Consider the following 17605-nt stretch of genomic DNA (forward strand, 5'->3'; position numbering starts at 1 on the left):
AGGATGCGCCGGTAAAGAATCAGTCATCGAACAGCAACCACGCGTTCGACGAAAGTGGTCGAAGCGCTTCGACTACAACGTCGGCGACAACCCGGCTTCGATGCGCGCCGCCAGGCTCCGCGCCGCCGTGTACCCGCGTGCTGCCCAATCGGCGAGTGTGGCGTCATGATTGCCCAGCGCGTATCCGTCCCCTGCGGTCCGCCGAGCCGCGCCTCGAAGGCGGTTGATCCGTACATCCTCGCGCTGCTGAGCTGCGTCGCCCTGGCCGCGGCCTTCCCCGCCACCGGGGCGGCGCAGTATGCGGTGAACCACGCGGCCGACGCGGCCGTCGCGCTGCTGTTCTTCCTCTACGGGGCTCGCCTGTCCGCTCAGGAGACGCTCGCCGGGCTGCGCCACTGGCGCCTGCAGACCGCCATCGCCACCAGCACCTTCGTGTTGTTCCCCGTGCTCGGGCTGGCCCTGTCGCCGGTGCTGAGCGGGCTGGTCGGTGCGCGTCTGGCGACCGGCGTTCTGTTCCTGTGCCTGTTGCCGTCGACGATCCAGTCCTCGATCGCCTTCACCTCCGTCGCACGCGGCAACGTTCCTGCGGCCGTGTGCGCGGGCACCTGCTCCAGCCTTCTGGGCATGGTCCTCACCCCGCTGCTCGCTGCCGGGTTGCTGGGCACCGCGGTGCGGTTCGACGCCGCGCGCCTGGGTGACCTGGCTGGCAGCATCCTGTTGCCGTTCGTCGTCGGGCAAGCCGTTCGCCGCTGGATCGGTGTCAGCCTTGCCAGTCGAAGGCGCCTGCTCGGCTACATCGACCGGGGCTCCATCCTGCTCGTCGTCTACACCGCGTTCAGTCAGGGTGCCGCCGACGGGCTCTGGAACAGCCTCACCCCCGCGCGCCTGCTCACGCTGCTGGCCATCGACGTCGGCCTGCTGGCCGTGGTCCTGGGCGTCACGTCAACCGTCGGGCGATTGCACGTCTTCGAACCCGCGGACCGGATCACCCTGGTCTTCGCGGGTTCGAAGAAGAGCCTCGTCAACGGCATGCCGATGGCGGCGGTGCTGTTCGGGCCGGACGCCGGCTCCGTCGTCCTCCCGATCATGATCTTCCATCAGACGCAGCTACTCGTCTGCTCCGTCATCGCCAGACACTGGTCGCACGCGCCGCCACCAGAGCGAGCGTCAGAACCAGAGTCGGCTCCGGCACCACCCCCACTAAGCGTCCCGCTTGCGAAACAACACCGCCCCACCAATAAGCGCGATCGCCGCGTAAGCCGTGAACACACCGAACCCGGCCCACGCCGACAGCATCGGCACCGCGTCGCCGCCGAGCTTGTGGATGCCCCAGATCTGGCTCCCGGCCAGGAACGGAATCCACTTGTCGACGTGCACCGCCCAGTCGTGCGGCAAGAACTGCGTCATGATGAAGGTCACGAACAGCAGCGCGATCGCCGCAGTGATAGCCCCAGCGGTGTGCCGTAGCAGGGCGGCCAGGCCGAAGGCGAGCAGGCTGCTGACCGCCAGGTAGAGCCCGCCGCCGATCACCGCCTGCAGCACGTGCGGGGCGCCGAGGGTGGTCGACAGGTGCAGGTGGACCGGGGCCGACGGTACGGGCTGGTCCGGGGAGCCCGGCTTGACCGGTCCGAAGTCCTGCAGGGTGACGTCGTTGAAGAACGTCTGGCCGATGAAGAAGGAGGTGAAGCTGCAGAACAGGCCGGTGACCAGCGCCACGAGCGTGAACACGGTCAGCTTGGCGCCGAACACCACGCCGCGGCGGGGCATCGCCGACAGTGAGGTGCGGATCATGCCGGTGGTGTACTCGCCGGACAGGGTCATCGCCCCGATGACGACGATCACCAGCTGGCCGAACACGATCCCGAACATCGAGCTGCGCACCGGGTCGAAGTTCGGCAGGTCGCCCTGGCCGAGGTGGCCGGACTGGCCCCAGGCGAACAGGGTGCTGATGCCGATGGTGACGATGGCGGTGGCCAGCAGGGTCCAGGTGGTGGAGCGGACCGAGCGGATCTTGGTCCACTCCGAGCGCAGGGCGCCGGGGAAGCCGGCGCGGCCCTTGGCGGGCGGTAGGCCGACGGCGGTCAGGGTGGTCATCGTCAGGCCTCGGCCTTCTGCTCGGCGCCGGATTCGGTACGTTCGGCAACTTCGGCACGCTGAGCGGCGGGGACGGCGGCGTGGTACTCGACGCTGTCCTTGGTGAGTTCCATGAACGCCTCCTCCAGGGAGGCCTGCACCGAGGTCAGCTCGTGCAGCCGGATCCCGTTGTCGAAGGCCAGGTCGCCGACGCGCTCCAGCGGCAGGTTGGCCACGTGCAGGGTGCCGCCGTCGGCGGTGACCCGGCCGCCGGCCGCGGAGACCAGCTCGGCCAGCTTGTCGGCGTGCGGGCTGCGCACCTTGACCTGCTGCTCGGAGTTGCGCTCGATGAACTCCGCGACGGTGCAGTCGGCGATCAGCCGGCCGCGCCCGATCACCAGCAGGTGGTCGGCGGTGTGCTCCATCTCGGACATCAGGTGGCTGGAGACGAACACGGTCCGTCCGTCGGCGGCCAGCGCCTTCATCAGGTTCCTGATCCACAGGATGCCCTCCGGGTCCAGTCCGTTGACCGGCTCGTCGAACATCAGCACCCGCGGGTCGCCGAGCAGCGCCGCGGCGATGCCCAGGCGCTGCCCCATGCCCAGGGAGAAGCCCTTGGACCGCTTGCGCGCCACCTCCGCCAGGCCGACCATCTCCAGCACCTCCCCGACCCGCCGGGTGGGCAGGTCGTTGGTCTGGGCCAGGCACAGCAGGTGGTTGTAGGCCGAGCGGCCGCCGTGGATGGCCTTGGCGTCCAGCAGTGCCCCGACCTCCCGCATCGGATGGTCCGCGGCGACGAACGGCTTGCCGTTCACCGTCACCGTCCCGGACGTGGGCGCGTCCAGCCCCAGGATCATCCGCATCGTGGTTGACTTCCCCGCCCCGTTCGGCCCCAGGAAACCGGTCACCTGACCGGGCCGGACGCTGAAGGACAGATCGTCGACGGCGAGTTTGTCGCCGTATCGCTTGGTGAGGCCCGCAGCCTCGATCATGACAGTCGCCTCCCGTTCGGCGGGCGGGCCACGGCGTCGCGCCGGGCCCGGGGCCGACGGTAGCGCCGTCGAGCGGCGGCGAGCGTCCGACTGGGAGGGGAGAGGGTCGTACTCCGTGAGGATGAGAGGCGTCATCCTCCGATGTACCGCTCCCGGCTCATGCGCCGAAGCGGTACCGGGTCTGGCTGTACGGGCTCTTGCCGAACGCGAGGACCTTCACCGGCGCGACACCGAAGACGAGCACGTCCCCGCTCGGGCTCTGGGGATCGCGGAACGCGTCCTCGGCGACGTCGAAATCCCAGTCGAGCTTCGATTTCCACAGCGCCGCGAGCCGTTCGAGCTGAGCCCGGTCGATGACGCGGACGGCGCTTCCCTCGACCACCACGTCCAGACCCTCGCGGAAGTGGTTGGAGCCCGTGCTCAGGACGCAGTGTGCGTTGGACCGCAGGTTCACGGCCTTCTGCTCCCGGGAGCCGGTGCAGAAGTGCAGCGCTCCGTCCAGCCAGACGGTCGGCAGCGGCACGACGTGCGGACGGCCGTCCGCACGCACGGTCGACAACCAGAACATCTCCGAGCTCGACAGCAGCTCGGCGACCTCGGCCCAGGGCCGGGCGCTGGCAGCCGGCTCGCTGAAGTCCGCGTTGAAATCCACGGTCGGTTCGGTCTGGGACATCGGTGTCCTCCTGCGCGGGTTCGAGGTCGGGCTCGTGGTCGGGTTCCTGGTCGAATGGGTGGTCGAATGCGTGGTCGAAGAGGTGCCCGGTCGGAATCCTCCCGCGATCCTGCCACGGCGTCGCCCCGACGCTGCCGTCCGGCATCGGTGATTACTCGAGCGGGTGCTCCGCATCGAGATCAACGGCCGGACGCCCGACGCCGACGTCCTGACCGCCGCGCGTCCCGTGGAGCCTGCGCAGCGTGCGCTACCAGCGGCCGCTGGCCCACATCAAGCAGGTCGGCGGCAGCTTCGGCCAGATCTACCACGGCCGCGCCGCCGAGGACGCCGGCTACGCCGACGCGCTCCTGACCGCGGATGACGGCACGGTTTCCGAAACCTCCATCGCCAACATCGGGTTCTTCGACGGCGCGGCGATCACCTGGCCCGACGCCCCGGCGCTCGACGGCATCACCAAGCAGCTCCTGCAACGCCACGGCCCGAGCGCCGGACTGCTTTCGAAGACGGCCCGAGTGACGCTCGACGACGTGGCGACCTACCGCGCGGCGTTCGTGACGAACTCGCAGGGTGTCGCGCCGGTCGCAGCGATCGACGGGATGCCGCTGGCTGTCGACGACGACCTCATGACGACGCTCTACCAGGTCTACGAATCAGCGCCCTGGGAGATCGTCTGACATCGTTGAAGTTCGCGCGACGCGAAGCAACGCAGCGACGCAACGCGGCCTGAAGCGACCCGAACCTAACGCGGCCCGATCCGGCCCGAAGCGACCTGACCGGCCCGAACCGGCCCGCCGGACCACCTACTCCCGATGCCCCCGCCGCCGCAGCACCCGCGGCGCACCGACGTGCCGCGCGAACCCCAGCGCACGCCGTGCGTCGTCCAGGCAGGTCCAGCGCGGGTCGATCGGCGGGCTCTCGGCGAGGCCGACCACCTGCTTCAGGCTCGCCTGGATCCGCCATCGGTTCCCGCAGCGACAGGCCACGTCGACGTGCGTCCCGGTCGCGGCGATCAGCCAGTCGGTGACGCGATGGCAGCGCGGGCACTCGATCAGACCCTGGATCTCCCGGCCGTCGCCGGACGGTGCGGATCTGACGTGCGCCCGATCCGCCACGCGCAAAAGCGTCGTCGATTCCCACCCGACGGACACGGTGCCTCCCTCGTCGGCTCCACTCGTGCGTGTCGAGGACGACTCGACGTTCGCACAGTGGCGGGCTGCTGTCCACCGTACGGTCGTGGATCGTTGGTGGATGGTTATGGTGGATGGTTCGGGCAAACGGCCCGGCGCGGCCTTGCGGCCGGGCGGCGCGCGCCGACTAGGATCAGAGTTCTGATCAGACACTCGCATCGCTCGGCGACGGGGAGAGGCGGTCCGCGGTGGAACCGACGACGTTTCTGGTGGCCGCCGGATTCAAGGCGCTGAGCGCGGCGGGCGGCGCGGTCGCCAAGCGGGTCGGTGAGGGCGTCGGTAAGCCCGCCGGAGACGCGATGGTCGACTGGATCCGTGCGCACAACGCGACGGCCGCCAAGCTCCTGAAGCGGAAGAAGGCGCTCAGCGACTCCGACGCCCGCGACCTCGCGCTGCTGGTGCTGCGCCAGGTCGACTCCGCGCCGGACTTCGCCGGTCTCCTCCGCGACTGGCTGGCGAACCTCATCGACGCCGAGATCATCGGCCCGGAGTTCCAGCTGCGCCGTGCCGAGCCCGAGTACCCGCCGGAGCCCCGGATCTTCGCCGACCGCGAAGCCGAGCGGGCCGCGATCGTCAACGCCGCACACGCCGGCGGCGACATCGCGACGCTGTTCTACCTCGCGGGCCAGCCGAACATCGGCAAGACCGACCTGGTCCGGCACTGGGTGCACCATCCGGAGACGCAGCACTTCGCCGACGGCATCTACTACGTGGACCTCAAGGCCCTGAGAGCCGGCGTCCCCGCGGACCCCGGCGCGGTCGCCGCGCGGCTGCTCTTCCAGATCGGGCTGGTGCCCTCACTGATCCCGCTGGAGCCCGGCCGCGCCGTCGAGTGGTGGCGACGGCTCACCCGGGGCCGGAGCCTGTGCGTCGTCTTCGACCACGTCACGCAGCCCGGCGAGGTCGAGCCGCTGCTCCCAGCCTCGGCGACCAGCATGGCGATCGTGGTCGCCGACCAGAAGATCGCGGAGTTGCTCGGCGCCCGGACGATCCACCACGAGCTGCGCGGCTTCGGCCCGGAGGCCGCAGCCGAGTACTTCGAGCAGGTCCTGCTACCCGGCCAGCTCGATGACGACGACGCCCTGGAACAGGTGGTGCGCGCCTGCGCCGGAATCCCCGCGGTGTTGTGGATCGCCGCCGGGATCCTGGTGGGCGAGACCGGGAGCACCATGAGCGGCCTGGCCCGCCGCCTGGCCGACGGCGCTGCGGAGATGGACGAGCTCCGCTCCGTCGGCACGGGCGCGATGCGGGTGTTCGACGAGTCCTACGCACGCCTGCCCCCAGACGCTCAGCAGGCCTACCGCACGCTGGGTCTGCTACCGGACCAGGGATCGGCGTTCGGCGCCGCCTGGCTCGCGGAAGTCTCCGGGCTGGGAGCCGCGACGCGGCGGGCACTCCTGGACCTCAAGGTGCGGTACCTGATCGACGTGGCTCTGACCGGGCCGGATCTGTCGGCCAACCACGTGATCCGGATGCACGCGCGGGAAATGCTCCAGCAGGCCGGGGAGTACTCGACCGCCAGGCACGAGGAGGCGCGCGTGGCCCTCCGTGACTGGTACGCGGCCATGATTCAGTACGCTGACACGGCCACCTCCCGCAACGCCCCCCTCCGCCTGGCGAGAGTGCCCCTCGACGCCGCCACGAATCCGTTCACCTCGTCGTCGCAGGCTCTGACATGGGTCGGGCAGCACGAGGACCGGCTGGTCGGCCTCATGAACGAGGCGTTCCTCGAAGAGGAGTACGCCCTCGTGGTCCGGATGGCCGAGGCCATGCAGACCTACTTCGTCAACCGCCGCCCCGGCATGGCGTTCGTCGACGTCTACCGGCTCGCGGCCACCGCCGCTCAGCGCCTCGGCGACAACCGGTACGAGGCCAGGATGCGGTGCCTGCTCTCGCGTCCGCTAAGGGAAGCCAGACGGTTCGACGAAGCCCAGGAACAAGTGGACGCCGCCGCCGCGCTCGTCGCGGGCCCCGCCGATACCTCTCTTGACGCGAAGCTGAAGGCCTCGGTGACGGAGTTCGTCGGACTCGTCGCGCTGGACAAGAGCGAGTCCGAGGCGGCGTACAGGCTGTTCCAGCAAGCCCGACACGGCCACGAGCAGATCGGCAACGACCGCGGCGTCGTGCTCATGTCGCAGCTGATGGGCCGTGCGCTCACCCGATCGGGGAAGTCCGATCAGGCCGTCCCGATCCTGCAGGAAGCGCTGCGGCGGGTCGGCGAGAAGGACGACCGGCTGCACGGTCGGCTCTGGCTTGACCTGGCAGAGGCACAGCTCGCCGTCGGCGACGGCGCGAGTGTCGCAGAAGCTGCCAAGAACGCCATGCCGTACCTGCGCGATCAGCTCATGTCGGAGGACATGGAGACGGCGAAGATGCTGCACGCACGGGGACTGTCGCTGTCCGGCGACTGACCGAGATCCGCAGCTCCGGCCCGAGCGGCCTGCGCGCCTGGAACACCATCGCGTGCGCTGCGGCGGCGATGACGCGTGGGTCGAACCCGGGCGGCAGCCGATCGGTGACGGCTTCGAACGTCCCCTGGCCGCGCAGGGTGAGGACCACGCGGCCGGGATACACGACGGCTCGCACGTAGGCGGCCGGGTAGTCGGCGAGGTCGATCTCTGCCTCAGAGCTGGCTTCGGCCTCGGTACCAGTCGCAGTGTCCGTCGCGGTGTCAACATGCTGAATCAGCACCGTCGCCGCACGGACCAGCCGGGGGTTCGGGTCGAAGACGTCCGCCAACAGCCGGGCCTTGCCCGAGCCGGCGTCCGGCGACGACCAAGGCGCGGGCCACCTGAGGACCGCCACCTCATCCGCGTCGATCTCGGCTTGGAAGTACCAGGACGTCGGTGCCGAGTCGGGCCGCGTCGGCAGGGGCACGGCCGCCGCCTGCCGAATCCACTCCGGCGCGGGCAGATCCATCAGGCGATAGGCGACCGTCGTGATCCGATCGAGCGACCGGCCCTGGTAGTCGAACGAGCGCGCTGCCAGGGCCTCGGCCTGCTCGGCCACCGGGCCCGGAACCCGGCCGGCCGCCTCGATCAGCGCCTCGACCTGCGGCCAGACCGGCTTCTCGGCGGCGAATCCGGCCGACGTCCCGGTCAGCGCGGCCATCGGCGTGTCAGGGGCGATCTCCTCCCAGCTGAAGCAGGCCAAAGCGGTCGGCCGGCCCAGCGCCGCCGCGTAAAGCGTCACCGATCCGTGGTCGCCGATCACCGCGTCGGCGGCGACGACGGCCGCTCGCCACTCGTCATCCGGCGACAGCAGCATCAATCCGCGGTCCAGCGCGGGCCGCAGCCAACGGCGGACCTGCTGTTCGGAGTGCCAGGCCCGGACCGCCGGGTGCAGGACCAGCGCCACGCGATAGTCGTCCCACGGCAGGTCGGCGGTGAGCCGTTCGACGAGGTCGGGATGCCGCGCGAACAGCGAGGCCGGGCCCCAGGTCGAGCTCACGACGACCAGGCGTTCCGGACCGAGGCCGAAGGCGGCGCGGTACTGCGCGCGGCGGTGCCTGCTGGCCAGAAGCCGGTCCCAGCACGGGTCGCCGATGATCTCGGCACGCGGCAGCGCCGGCGGGCACTGCTCGGCCAGCCGGCGCGCGTCGTCCGGGTGCGGCAGTCCGATCGCGGCCGGGACGACGCGGCCGTCGTGCATCAGCTGGTCCGGCGCCATGCCGAGCACCGGCGCCGAGCCGCCGGGTGTCAGACGTCTGCTGTGGCCGGCGCCGTGCGGGACCACGAAGACCGGGGCGGACAGGCGGTGCAGCGGACCGTTCGCGCTGGCGGCGAGGGCCAGGTCCCACGGCTCGTCGGCGGCGCGCTCGAAGGGGACGGCGGTCACGCCGGAGGCGGCCAGCTGGTCGGGCACCTGGGTGCCGAACGCGGAGCCCGCGTCATAGGCGAACGTCACGCTGACCCGGCGGTCGCCGTCGAGGACCGCCAGGAGGTCCAGGACCCGGCGGGTGGCCGGCACGGTGCGGGCCACGGCCAGGACTCGCCGGTCCACGGTCAGGGTCGGACGCGGCACGGCCTCAAATGCCGGCCTCATGTCCGGTGTCCGGTGTCCGGTGTCCGGTGTCCGGTGTCCGGTGTCCGGTGTCCGAAAGATCATGCATTCTACCCTAGTCGCCCGGCGGACGCAGCGCTGATCTCCTCCCGCCCCGATCCGCCCCGATCCGCTCCCGTCCCTGCGCCGCATCGGTTACGCGGACATCTTGCGCCATCAGGGTATTGGGATGCATGTTCTCGGTATGCCCGTAAGGATCCTGTCAAAGCGGGCACTGTCAAGCAGCCGTGGATCGCGCGGAATCATCGGCGCTTCGGTGACGACCCGGCCAGGAAACAGCAGGGAGATTCATGTTCCGCATGGTTCGATCAGGGCGTCGCACGCCACAGCGAGGTGGTTTCGTCGCGGTGCTGTCCGCCGCCGCGTTGGCGTGGGGCATGTCGGCGCCGGCCGCGGCCGCCGGCGCGATACCGAAGACGGCACCCACAACCGCCGGGGATTCCGCCGCCGGCACTCCGACCTTCCAGTCCGTCTGCGGCGTCCCGAAGCCGGGGACGTTCTCCTGCTTCGCGCTGCGCCGCACGGACGTCAAGCAGTCCACCCACGCGCAGGCCCTCGACGCCGCCCCGGCCGGCTACGGCCCGGCCGATCTGCGAAGCGCGTATTCCCTGCCGTCCGACGGCGGATCAGGGCAGACCATCGCCATCGTCGACGCCTACGACGACCCGACCGCCGAGGCCGATCTGGCCACCTACCGCCAGCAGTTCGGTCTGCCCGCCTGCACCAGCGCCGGCGGCTGCTTCAGCAAGGTCGACCAGACCGGCGGCACCCAGTACCCGCCGCCGAACGGCGGCTGGGCCGGGGAGATATCCCTGGACCTCGACATGGTCTCCGCGATCGCGCCGAACGCCCACATCCTGCTCGTCGAGGCCACCGACCCCAGCAGCACCAACCTCGGCGCGTCGGTGGACGAGGCGGTGGCTCTCGGCGCCAAGTTCGTGTCGAACTCCTATGGCTCGGAATACACCTCCGTCCCGGGTTCCGGTGAGGACCCGGCCGACCCGACTCAACTGGACCCCTACTACGACCACCCCGGCGTCGCCGTCATCGCGTCCTCCGGCGACTCCAGCTACGGCGTGGCGTACCCCGCGGCCTCGCCCTACGTCACATCCGTCGGCGGCACGAACCTGACCCGTGCCCCGGGCACCGCTCGCGGCTGGACGGAGTCGGCGTGGTCCGGCGCCGGATCCGGCTGCTCGCTCTACGAGCCCAAGCCCGCCTTCCAACGCGACACCGGCTGCGCGCACCGGGCGGTCGCCGACGTCTCCGCCGTCGCGGACCCGAACACCGGCGTGGCCGTCTACCAGAGCGGCGTCTGGAGCGTCTTCGGCGGCACCAGTGTGGCCGCCCCGATCATCGCCGGTGTCTACGCCGACGCGGGCACCCCGGCCGCCGGGACCAACCCCAACTCGTATCCGTACTCTGCGGGCACGGGCCTCAACGACGTCAACATCGGCACCAACGGCGGTTGCACGGTCGCCTATCTGTGCAATGCAACGTCCGGCTACGACGGCCCGACCGGCCTGGGCTCCCCTAATGGGCTCCAGGCGTTTCGGACCGGCCCGCACGGCACGCTGACCGGCACGGTCAAGGACCGCCGCGCAGACCGGCCGATCGTCGGAGCCGAGGTGAGCGACGGGACCGACGTGACCCACACCGACTCTCAGGGGCATTACTCGCTCGCTCTGCCTGCCGGACGCCGCGACCTCACCATCACCGCGTACGGATACAAGACCGACAGCACGACGGCAAACGTCGAGGCGGGAACCACTGCCACGAAGAACATCGGTCTGACGCAGGTGCCCAGCGCGACCGTCTCCGGCACGGTCACCGACGGCTCCGGCCAGGGCTGGCCGCTGTACGCGGAGGTCAGCGTCAACGGCGACCCCAATCCCGTCTGGACGGACCCGCGCACCGGCCGCTACACGCTGACCCTGCCTCAGAACAGCGACTACACCCTCGACTTCGCGCCCGCGACGCCCGGCTATGACGCCGTCACCAAGACCGTGCACGTCGCGCGATCTGCGCAGTCGGTGAACGTGGCGGCGACCGCCGACCCGTGGCAGGCCACCGCACCTGGCTACAAACTCACGCTGACCGGATCCACCGAGACCTTCGACTCCACCACGTCGGCGCCCGCCGGCTGGAGCGTCGTCACGGCTCCCGGCACGCCCGTCGGCTGGCAGTTCGACGACCCTGGCCAGCAGGGCAACCAGACCGGCGGCAGCGGCGGGTTCGCCGTCGCCGACACCAACCAGAACTTCTTGAGCAGCTTCAACACCGCGCTGGTCACCCCGGTCTACGACTTCAGTCGTGACACGCGCCCGGAAATCGCGTTCGACACCATGTGGTGGGACAACCCGTACTACCAGCAGATCGACGTGCAGGCCAGTGCCGACGGCGGCGCCACCTGGAGCACCGTCTGGACTCCGGACTCTGAGATCAACGCTGGTGAGTACATCCTCACCGACACGCATATCGATGTTCCGCTTACTGCTTATGCGGGCAAGTCGTCCGTGCAACTGCGCTTCCAGTACATCACCACGCGCTACGGCAAGTACTGGGGGATCGACGACGTCTTCGTCGGCCAGCGTGACTTCACGCCTATCGCCGGCGGCGTGGTCGTCGGGACGGCGCGTGACGCCAACACCGGCCAGGGAGCGGTCGACGCTGCGGTCACTGACAAGGACGATCCGTCGGTGCGGACGCAGACTGTCGCCAACCCGAACGACCCGTACCTGCCGGGTGGGTCCTTCTCGCTGTTTGTTCCGGGGCTCGGAAAGCATGTGCTGACCGCTGCCAAGGTCAACTATGTCAGCGCAGCTCAGACGGTGAACGTGCGCGCGAACAGTGCTGTCGCGGCGAACTACTGGCTCAAGGCCGGGCAGTTGCAGGTGCGGCCTGGTTCGATTTCGGCTTCGGTGGAGCCGGGTGGGCATACTCGCAGGACACTGACGGTCACCAATACGGGGAGTGCGCCGGCGACGCTGTTGATCGGGCAGCAGGCCGCGGCTTCGGCTTCAGCGTCGGCTCTCGCGCCGAACGCAACTCAGGGCGCTCCGCTTCAGCGGATCCCGGGTAGCTACGCGATGGGGCATATTGCGGGAGCCCCTCAAACTCAGGTTCCTGACACTAACCACCCGGCGCCGTCGCCGCCTGACGCGTGGCAGAACACGCAGTCGTTCCCAGGCGTCGTGATGGACGACGTCGCAGATGCCTACAACGGTCAGGTTTACGCAGGCTTCGGAGACGCGGGGCTGTCCTTCGGCGACGACACCAGCGGCAACCTCTACGTCCTCAACCCGACGGCCAACACCTGGACCCAGCTCGCCTCGGCCTCTGACGGCCGCCAGGCGCCCGGGCACGGCGTCATCGGCGGCAAGCTCTACGTTTCCGGCGGCTGGACCGCTACCGGGACCGTCGATAGCAAGCTGGAGGTCTACGACTTCGCTGGCAACACCTGGACCACCGGTGCGTCGGAGCCCACGCCGTACGCCGGGGCTGGCAGCGCCGTCCTGGACGGCAAGCTCTACCTTGTCGGTGGCTGTGGGAGCACGACCTGTGGGACCACCGACGTCTCCGCCTACGACCCGGCGACCGACACCTGGAGCCATACCGCTCCGTATCCCGAATCGATTGCCTGGACCTCCTGCGCTGCCATCAGCGACAGGCTCTACTGCGCCGGCGGCACCAACGCCAGTGGCGCGAACATCCCGCACACTTACGTCTACGACCCGGCTACCGATACCTGGTCCGCGCTGCCCGACATGCCGACTCCGTTGTGGGGCGCGGCGTATGCGGGAGCCGATGGCATGTTGGTCGTCTCCAGCGGCGTCACTACTGGAAGCGTCCTGACCAATCAGAGCGAGGCCTTCGACCCGAATACCGATGGCTGGCGCGCGTTGCCGAACGCCACCACCGCCACTTATCGGGGCGCCGGAGCTTTGGGCTTCTACAAGCTCGGCGGCTCCTCTGCCGGCATCTTGCCCACGACGGACGTGGAGCACCTGCCGGGGTACGCGGTGGACCCGAGTGTGACCGTCCCCTGGCTGACCGAGAGTGCGACGCGCCTTACTTTGCAACCCCGCGAGCGGAGGACCATCACCGTCACCTTGGACGCGAGCGCGTCGCAGAGTACGTCGCAGAGTGCTGAGCCGGGGACCTACACGGCCGGGCTCGTCTTCGGGAGCAGTACCCCCTACGCCATCCCGTCCGTCGCGGTGACTTTGACGGTCGCGGACAAGGGTTAAGGGGGCCCGGGCAAGGGTTCGACAACGTCGGCGGCGTGCCGGAGCCAGGTCAGATCAAGGACTGAGTCAGGGCTCTGGCACGTTGTCTAGACCTGTGGTGGCGATTACGTTGCCGCTCAGCGGGGCGGCCGGTCTCACCTCTCGGCCGACCGCCGATTCCCTGTCCAGGACGGAAGGCTCGTGGCGTGCCGCGAGTCCGTCGTCCCCTTGCCATGGAAAGGAGTCCGAGTGGACACGATTCGCTCGGCGTCACACATGCGGTCCGGGTGGACCGCTCGGCTTGCGGCGTTTGGTGCCGCGGTTGCGCTTCTACGTGGTACTTGACTGGGGCTACGCCGGGGGCGCCGGCTTCTTGGGCGGTTTGGGCGGATGATGGGGGGTGTTGAGCGTGTTGAGCGGGGTGTCCTGAGCGGGGTGTGCTGAGCGGGGTGCGCTGAGTGGGATGTGCTGAGCGGGATCTCGCTGAATTGAGGTAAGAGGGCCAGGCCGGGCAGTTTCTGGCCTGGTCTTTGAGTGCTCCTGGGTGCGACTTGTCTGTGGTTTGACAGGCGTTTTTTGACGGCTTCGCGCACGGTTTGATGACCTCGCAGGGGGACGCAGTTCGGTTGAGCGAAATGCGTCGCGCTGGCGGCCGCTGGTATTCGCGTCCACGACCGCGCGCTGGTCCGAGTCTGTGTATGGTGCGTTGGCGGGTGGCGGTTTTCGCGTGCACGACCGCGCGTGAGTCCGAGTCACTGCGCACACGTCATGCGGGCGGCTGTCTGCCGCGTTTGGTGGGTGCCTTGAGGCCTCTGGCGGGCCTCCTCGACGAGGGGGCGACCCGCGCGTCGGGTTGTTTGGCGGCGGTCCGCGACTGTTCGGCTTTCTATCCGCTGTTGCCTGCGTCGCGTTGTGCGGTGGCGGTCGCTGCTTGTGGTCGCCGGGTTCTGGGTCCCTCGCCGCGTCATCGCCGTAAACGGAACCAGCCCGGTTTGGCGGAATCAAGCCGCATCGCTGCTGCTGTGGTCCAGCTCCGTCCGGCTTGACACCGCCAAACCGGGCAGGTTGGCTGCGCCCGCTGACGCGGCGAGGGACCCAGAACCAACACCCCGCATGGTCCTTCGGACCCCCTAACAACATGGCCCGTCGCGCAGTCCCGTCGCCACTTGCAGTCGCCGGGGCGCCGGTTCTCGCTCGAGCCGTCGGCCTGGCCGCACTGGTCTCGTTCGCCGCGCCGCCGATGCTAGTCGTCGGCTGCCAAGGCGCTGGTTCTCCTCGATGCCGCCGGTTTGGCCGCACCGGCCTCGCTCGCCGCCCGGCCGATGCCAGCCGCCGGCCGCACCGCGCTGGTTCTCCTCGGTCCCGGCCGCCTGGCCGCGTCGGCCTGCTCGCCGCCGATGTCTGCGGCCAGCCGCCAGCTCTCTCAGCGGCAGCCCCGAAGCCCCCTCACACCATCGACCGAGGCCCCGGCACCTGGCTCCGGCCTGCCACCTCCTCGATCCGGCGGCGGTCGAACAGTCGTTCGGCGAATGAGCGCTGCCAGATGAAGTGGCCGCCGTCGAAGCCTCCGTACTCGTCCAGGTAGCCGGTGTCCTCGGGGCGGAAGGCCTCCACCGCCTCGGCGGACACGACCTCTGGGTACAGCAGGCGCGTGTAGTGCAGGGAGTAGAAGGCGCTGCGCTCTACTCCGAACTGCGCCACGCGTTCGCGCAGGTCGTTCAGGTAGTCCGGTGGGGCCTGGCGGATCAGGTGGGCCAGGTCCAGGAAGTTGCGGACCAGGAGGTCCTTGCCGCTCTCGATGTAGTAGAACAGTGTGGCGCGGAGGTGGATCTGGATCAGGGAGTCCAGCATCTGGTCCACCGGGTGCAGCATGCGGGAGGGTTCGCCGTAGAGGGTGGTCGGGAGGCTGCGGGTGAGGAAGTCCTCGGCGTCGTCCTTGATGCCCAGCATCGGTTGGAAGAGGCTGAACATCGTCGATACCAGGTATGACTCGACCACGTCCCGGTCGCCGAGGCGTGCGTAGGGCAGTGATGTGTTCGTCAGGTTCATGCGCCAGTACAGGACTGTGCGGCGGTCGAAGGGGACGATGGAGGAGCCGTCCGCGGACAGCTCGCCCATCTGGAGTCCGAGGCCCGCGGCCAGCTTCTCCCATGTCGGGTAGTTGTCGCGGCGCATGAAGACGTCCAGGTTGGAGATGCGGCGCAGGGCCGGGTCGTGGTAGACGTGCTCGCCGAGGACGGGGCCCTTGCGGATCAGGTATTCCAGGCCTGAGTCGTTCAGGGTGCGCAGTACCAGGGCGTACTCCTTGGCCAGGATCTCGTTGCGGCGGCGGCTGCCCTCGTAGACGTCGGAGTAGATCCAGCGGTAGGGGATCAGGGGCTTGCCCTCTTCGCTGTGCGTCAGGCGGTGGCGGGTCAGCTGGCGCGCGACGATGGGGAGCACCTGGTGGCGGCTCGCCTGGTCGATGAACTCGCCCCACTCCAGGTCGGCGCGGTGCTCGGTGAGGAAGGCGCGGATGGCTGTGCGGTCCGTCGGGGTCAGCTCCGGGCGGGCCAGGGCGACGATCAGGTGGTGCTCGGGGCGCGGCCAGGGGGACGGGGCGAGTGGGCGGTCTTCGCCGATGTCGCTCATCAGGGAACCATCCTCTGCGGGGTCGGGTCGGTCGGCGTCGTGTGCGCGAACTGGGCCGCGTGCAGGCGCGCGTACGCGCCATCGGCGGCCAGCAGCTCGGTGTGCGATCCCTGCTCGACGATCGCGCCGTTGGTCATCACCAGGATCACGTCCGCGTCCTGGATCGTGGACAGCCGGTGCGCGATGACGAAGCTGGTCCGCCCCTGCGCCAGCCGCGTCAGGGCCTCCTGGATCAGCAGCTCGGTCCGGGTGTCCACGGAACTCGTGGCCTCGTCCAGGAGCAGGATCGCCGGATCGGCCAGGACCGCGCGGGCGATGGTGATCAGCTGGCGTTCGCCGACGCTCAGGCCGGTGCCCTCGGCGTCGACGACGGTCTCGTAGCCGTTCGGCAGGGTTCTGATGAGGTGGTCCACCCGGGCGTCGCGCGCCGCCTGCCGGATCTGCTCGGCGGTGGCGCCGGGGCGGCCGTAGCCGATGTTCTCCTCCACGGTGCCGTGGAACAGCCAGGTGTCCTGCAGCACCATGCCCAGGCGCGAGCGCAGCGCGTCGCGGTCCACGTCCCGGATGTCGGTGCCGTCGATCGTGATCCGGCCGCCGGTGACGTCGTAGAAGCGCATCAGCAGATTGACGAGCGTGGTCTTGCCGGCGCCGGTGGGCCCGACGATCGCCACCGAGCGCCCGGGCCGGACTGTGAAGCTCAGGTCCTCGATCAGCGGGCGGTCGGGGGAGTAGCGGAAGGAGACGTTCTCGAAGCTGACCAAGCCCTGGACCGGCTCGTGCAGCTGAGCCGAGAAGTCGCGGTCCTCCTCCGGCGCCGCCAGGAATTCGAAGACCCGGTCGCTGGAGGCGACCCCGGACTGCACCAGGTTCGCCAGGCTCGCCACCGCCATCAGCGGCTGCGTGAACTGCCGCGAGTACTGGATGAACGCCTGCACCTCGCCGACCGACAGCGCTCCGGAGGCCAGCCGGAACCCGCCGACGACCGCGACGACCACATAGCTGGCGTTGCCGATGACCGTGGTGACCGGACCGATCAGCCCGCTCATGAACTGGGCCCGCGCAGAGGCCTGATACAGCGCCTCGTTCTCCTCGCGGAAGCTCGCGACGATCTCCTGCTTGCGGCCCAGCAGCTTGATCAGGCTGTAGGCGCTGTACGTCTCCTCGACGCGCGCGTTCAGCGTCCCGGTGATCTTCCACTGCTCGTCGAACCGGCGCTGCGCGCGAGCGCCGAGCACCTTGGTCAAGTACATCGACAGCGGCACCGCGACGATCGCGACCACCGACAGCAGCGGCGAGATCCAGAACATCATGCCCAGCACGCCGACCAGCAGCAGCGAGGAGTTCGTGATCTGACTCAGGGTCTGTTGAAGGCCCTGCGCGACGTTGTCGATGTCGTTCGTAGTGCGGCTCAGCACTTCGCCGCGCGTCCGGCCGTCCAGGTAGGACAACGGAAGCCGGGTGAGCTTGTCGGCGACCTCGGCGCGCAGCGAGAACATCGCCTTCTGCACGACGCGCGTGGTGAGCCGCCCCTGCAGGATCCAGCACGCGCCGGACCCCGCGTACGCCAGCACCGCCGCGACCAGCGTCCAGGCCAGGTCGCTTCCGTGCTCGCCGTGGAACACCAGGTCGGTGGCATGCCCGAGCAGCCAGGGCCCGCTCACGTTCAGGGCGATGCTGCCGACGCCGAGCGCCGCCACACCCGACAGCCGACGCTTCGGACCGAGCAGCCCGTACATCCGGCGGGCGGACTGGCGGAAG

Annotated in this window: 10 protein-coding genes and 1 pseudogene; 4 read left to right on the forward strand and 7 right to left on the reverse strand. The window is 69.6% G+C overall.

The annotated features are described in order from the left end of the window. Window positions 1-165: 165 nt before the first annotated feature. Window positions 166-1209: pseudogene (locus GWK61_RS17715) on the forward strand (bile acid:sodium symporter family protein); the annotation flags it as partial. On the opposite strand, the gene GWK61_RS61545 reads toward GWK61_RS17715, so the two are convergent. The 3 genes from GWK61_RS61545 to GWK61_RS17725 all read right to left on the reverse strand — a co-directional run bounded on the left by GWK61_RS61545 (window position 1201) and on the right by GWK61_RS17725 (window position 3738). Further along, window positions 1201-2094, reverse strand: coding sequence for an ABC transporter permease (locus GWK61_RS61545; RefSeq protein WP_228562492.1), 894 nt, complete (start codon window positions 2092-2094; stop codon window positions 1201-1203). The pseudogene GWK61_RS17715 and the gene GWK61_RS61545 sit on opposite strands and share 9 nt — an antisense overlap. Window positions 2095-2096: 2 nt before the next feature. After that, window positions 2097-3065, reverse strand: a complete 969-nt coding sequence (locus GWK61_RS17720) for an ABC transporter ATP-binding protein (protein WP_194909494.1) — start codon at window positions 3063-3065, stop codon at window positions 2097-2099. Between the two features lie 157 nt (window positions 3066-3222). Beyond that, a complete protein-coding gene (locus GWK61_RS17725; protein ID WP_194909495.1) occupies window positions 3223-3738 on the reverse strand; it encodes a pyridoxamine 5'-phosphate oxidase family protein in 516 nt (171 codons plus the stop codon). Window positions 3739-3980: 242 nt separating this feature from the next. On the opposite strand from GWK61_RS17725, the gene GWK61_RS17730 reads away from it, so the two are divergent. Continuing rightward, window positions 3981-4412, forward strand: coding sequence for an aminotransferase class IV (locus tag GWK61_RS17730; protein WP_194909496.1), 432 nt, complete (start codon window positions 3981-3983; stop codon window positions 4410-4412). Between the two features lie 126 nt (window positions 4413-4538). Here GWK61_RS17730 and GWK61_RS17735 read toward each other — a convergent pair whose 3' ends face one another. Then, window positions 4539-4850 carry a hypothetical protein gene (locus GWK61_RS17735; RefSeq protein WP_194909497.1) on the reverse strand — a complete coding sequence of 104 codons (312 nt, stop codon included), beginning with the start codon at window positions 4848-4850 and terminating at the stop codon, window positions 4539-4541. Between the two features lie 263 nt (window positions 4851-5113). Between GWK61_RS17735 and GWK61_RS17740 the strand changes: the two genes are divergently transcribed. Then, window positions 5114-7336, forward strand: coding sequence for an NB-ARC domain-containing protein (locus GWK61_RS17740; protein WP_194909498.1), 2223 nt, complete (start codon window positions 5114-5116; stop codon window positions 7334-7336). On the opposite strand, the gene GWK61_RS17745 is transcribed toward GWK61_RS17740, so the two are convergent. Continuing rightward, window positions 7269-9032: a hypothetical protein gene (locus GWK61_RS17745; protein WP_194909499.1), complete on the reverse strand. Its 1764-nt coding sequence runs from the start codon at window positions 9030-9032 to the stop codon at window positions 7269-7271. The genes GWK61_RS17740 and GWK61_RS17745 overlap by 68 nt on opposite strands. A gap of 245 nt (window positions 9033-9277) precedes the next feature. Between GWK61_RS17745 and GWK61_RS17750 the strand changes: the two genes are divergently transcribed. Continuing rightward, on the forward strand, window positions 9278-13237 hold the full coding sequence (locus tag GWK61_RS17750) for a Kelch repeat-containing protein (protein ID WP_194909500.1): 3960 nt from the start codon (window positions 9278-9280) through the stop codon (window positions 13235-13237). Window positions 13238-14662: 1425 nt separating this feature from the next. Here the strand turns inward: GWK61_RS17750 and GWK61_RS17755 are convergent. After that, window positions 14663-15847 (reverse strand): nucleotidyltransferase family protein, encoded by a 1185-nt coding sequence (locus GWK61_RS17755; protein WP_194909501.1) that lies wholly within the window; start codon window positions 15845-15847, stop codon window positions 14663-14665. Further along, window positions 15847-17583 (reverse strand): ABC transporter ATP-binding protein, encoded by a 1737-nt coding sequence (locus GWK61_RS17760; RefSeq protein ID WP_194909526.1) that lies wholly within the window; start codon window positions 17581-17583, stop codon window positions 15847-15849. The genes GWK61_RS17755 and GWK61_RS17760 overlap by 1 nt, the downstream gene beginning before the upstream one ends. Window positions 17584-17605 lie beyond the last annotated feature (22 nt).

The organism is Catenulispora rubra, from assembly GCF_015356825.1.
GTDB classification, from domain to species: Bacteria; Actinomycetota; Actinomycetes; order Streptomycetales; family Catenulisporaceae; genus Catenulispora; species Catenulispora rubra.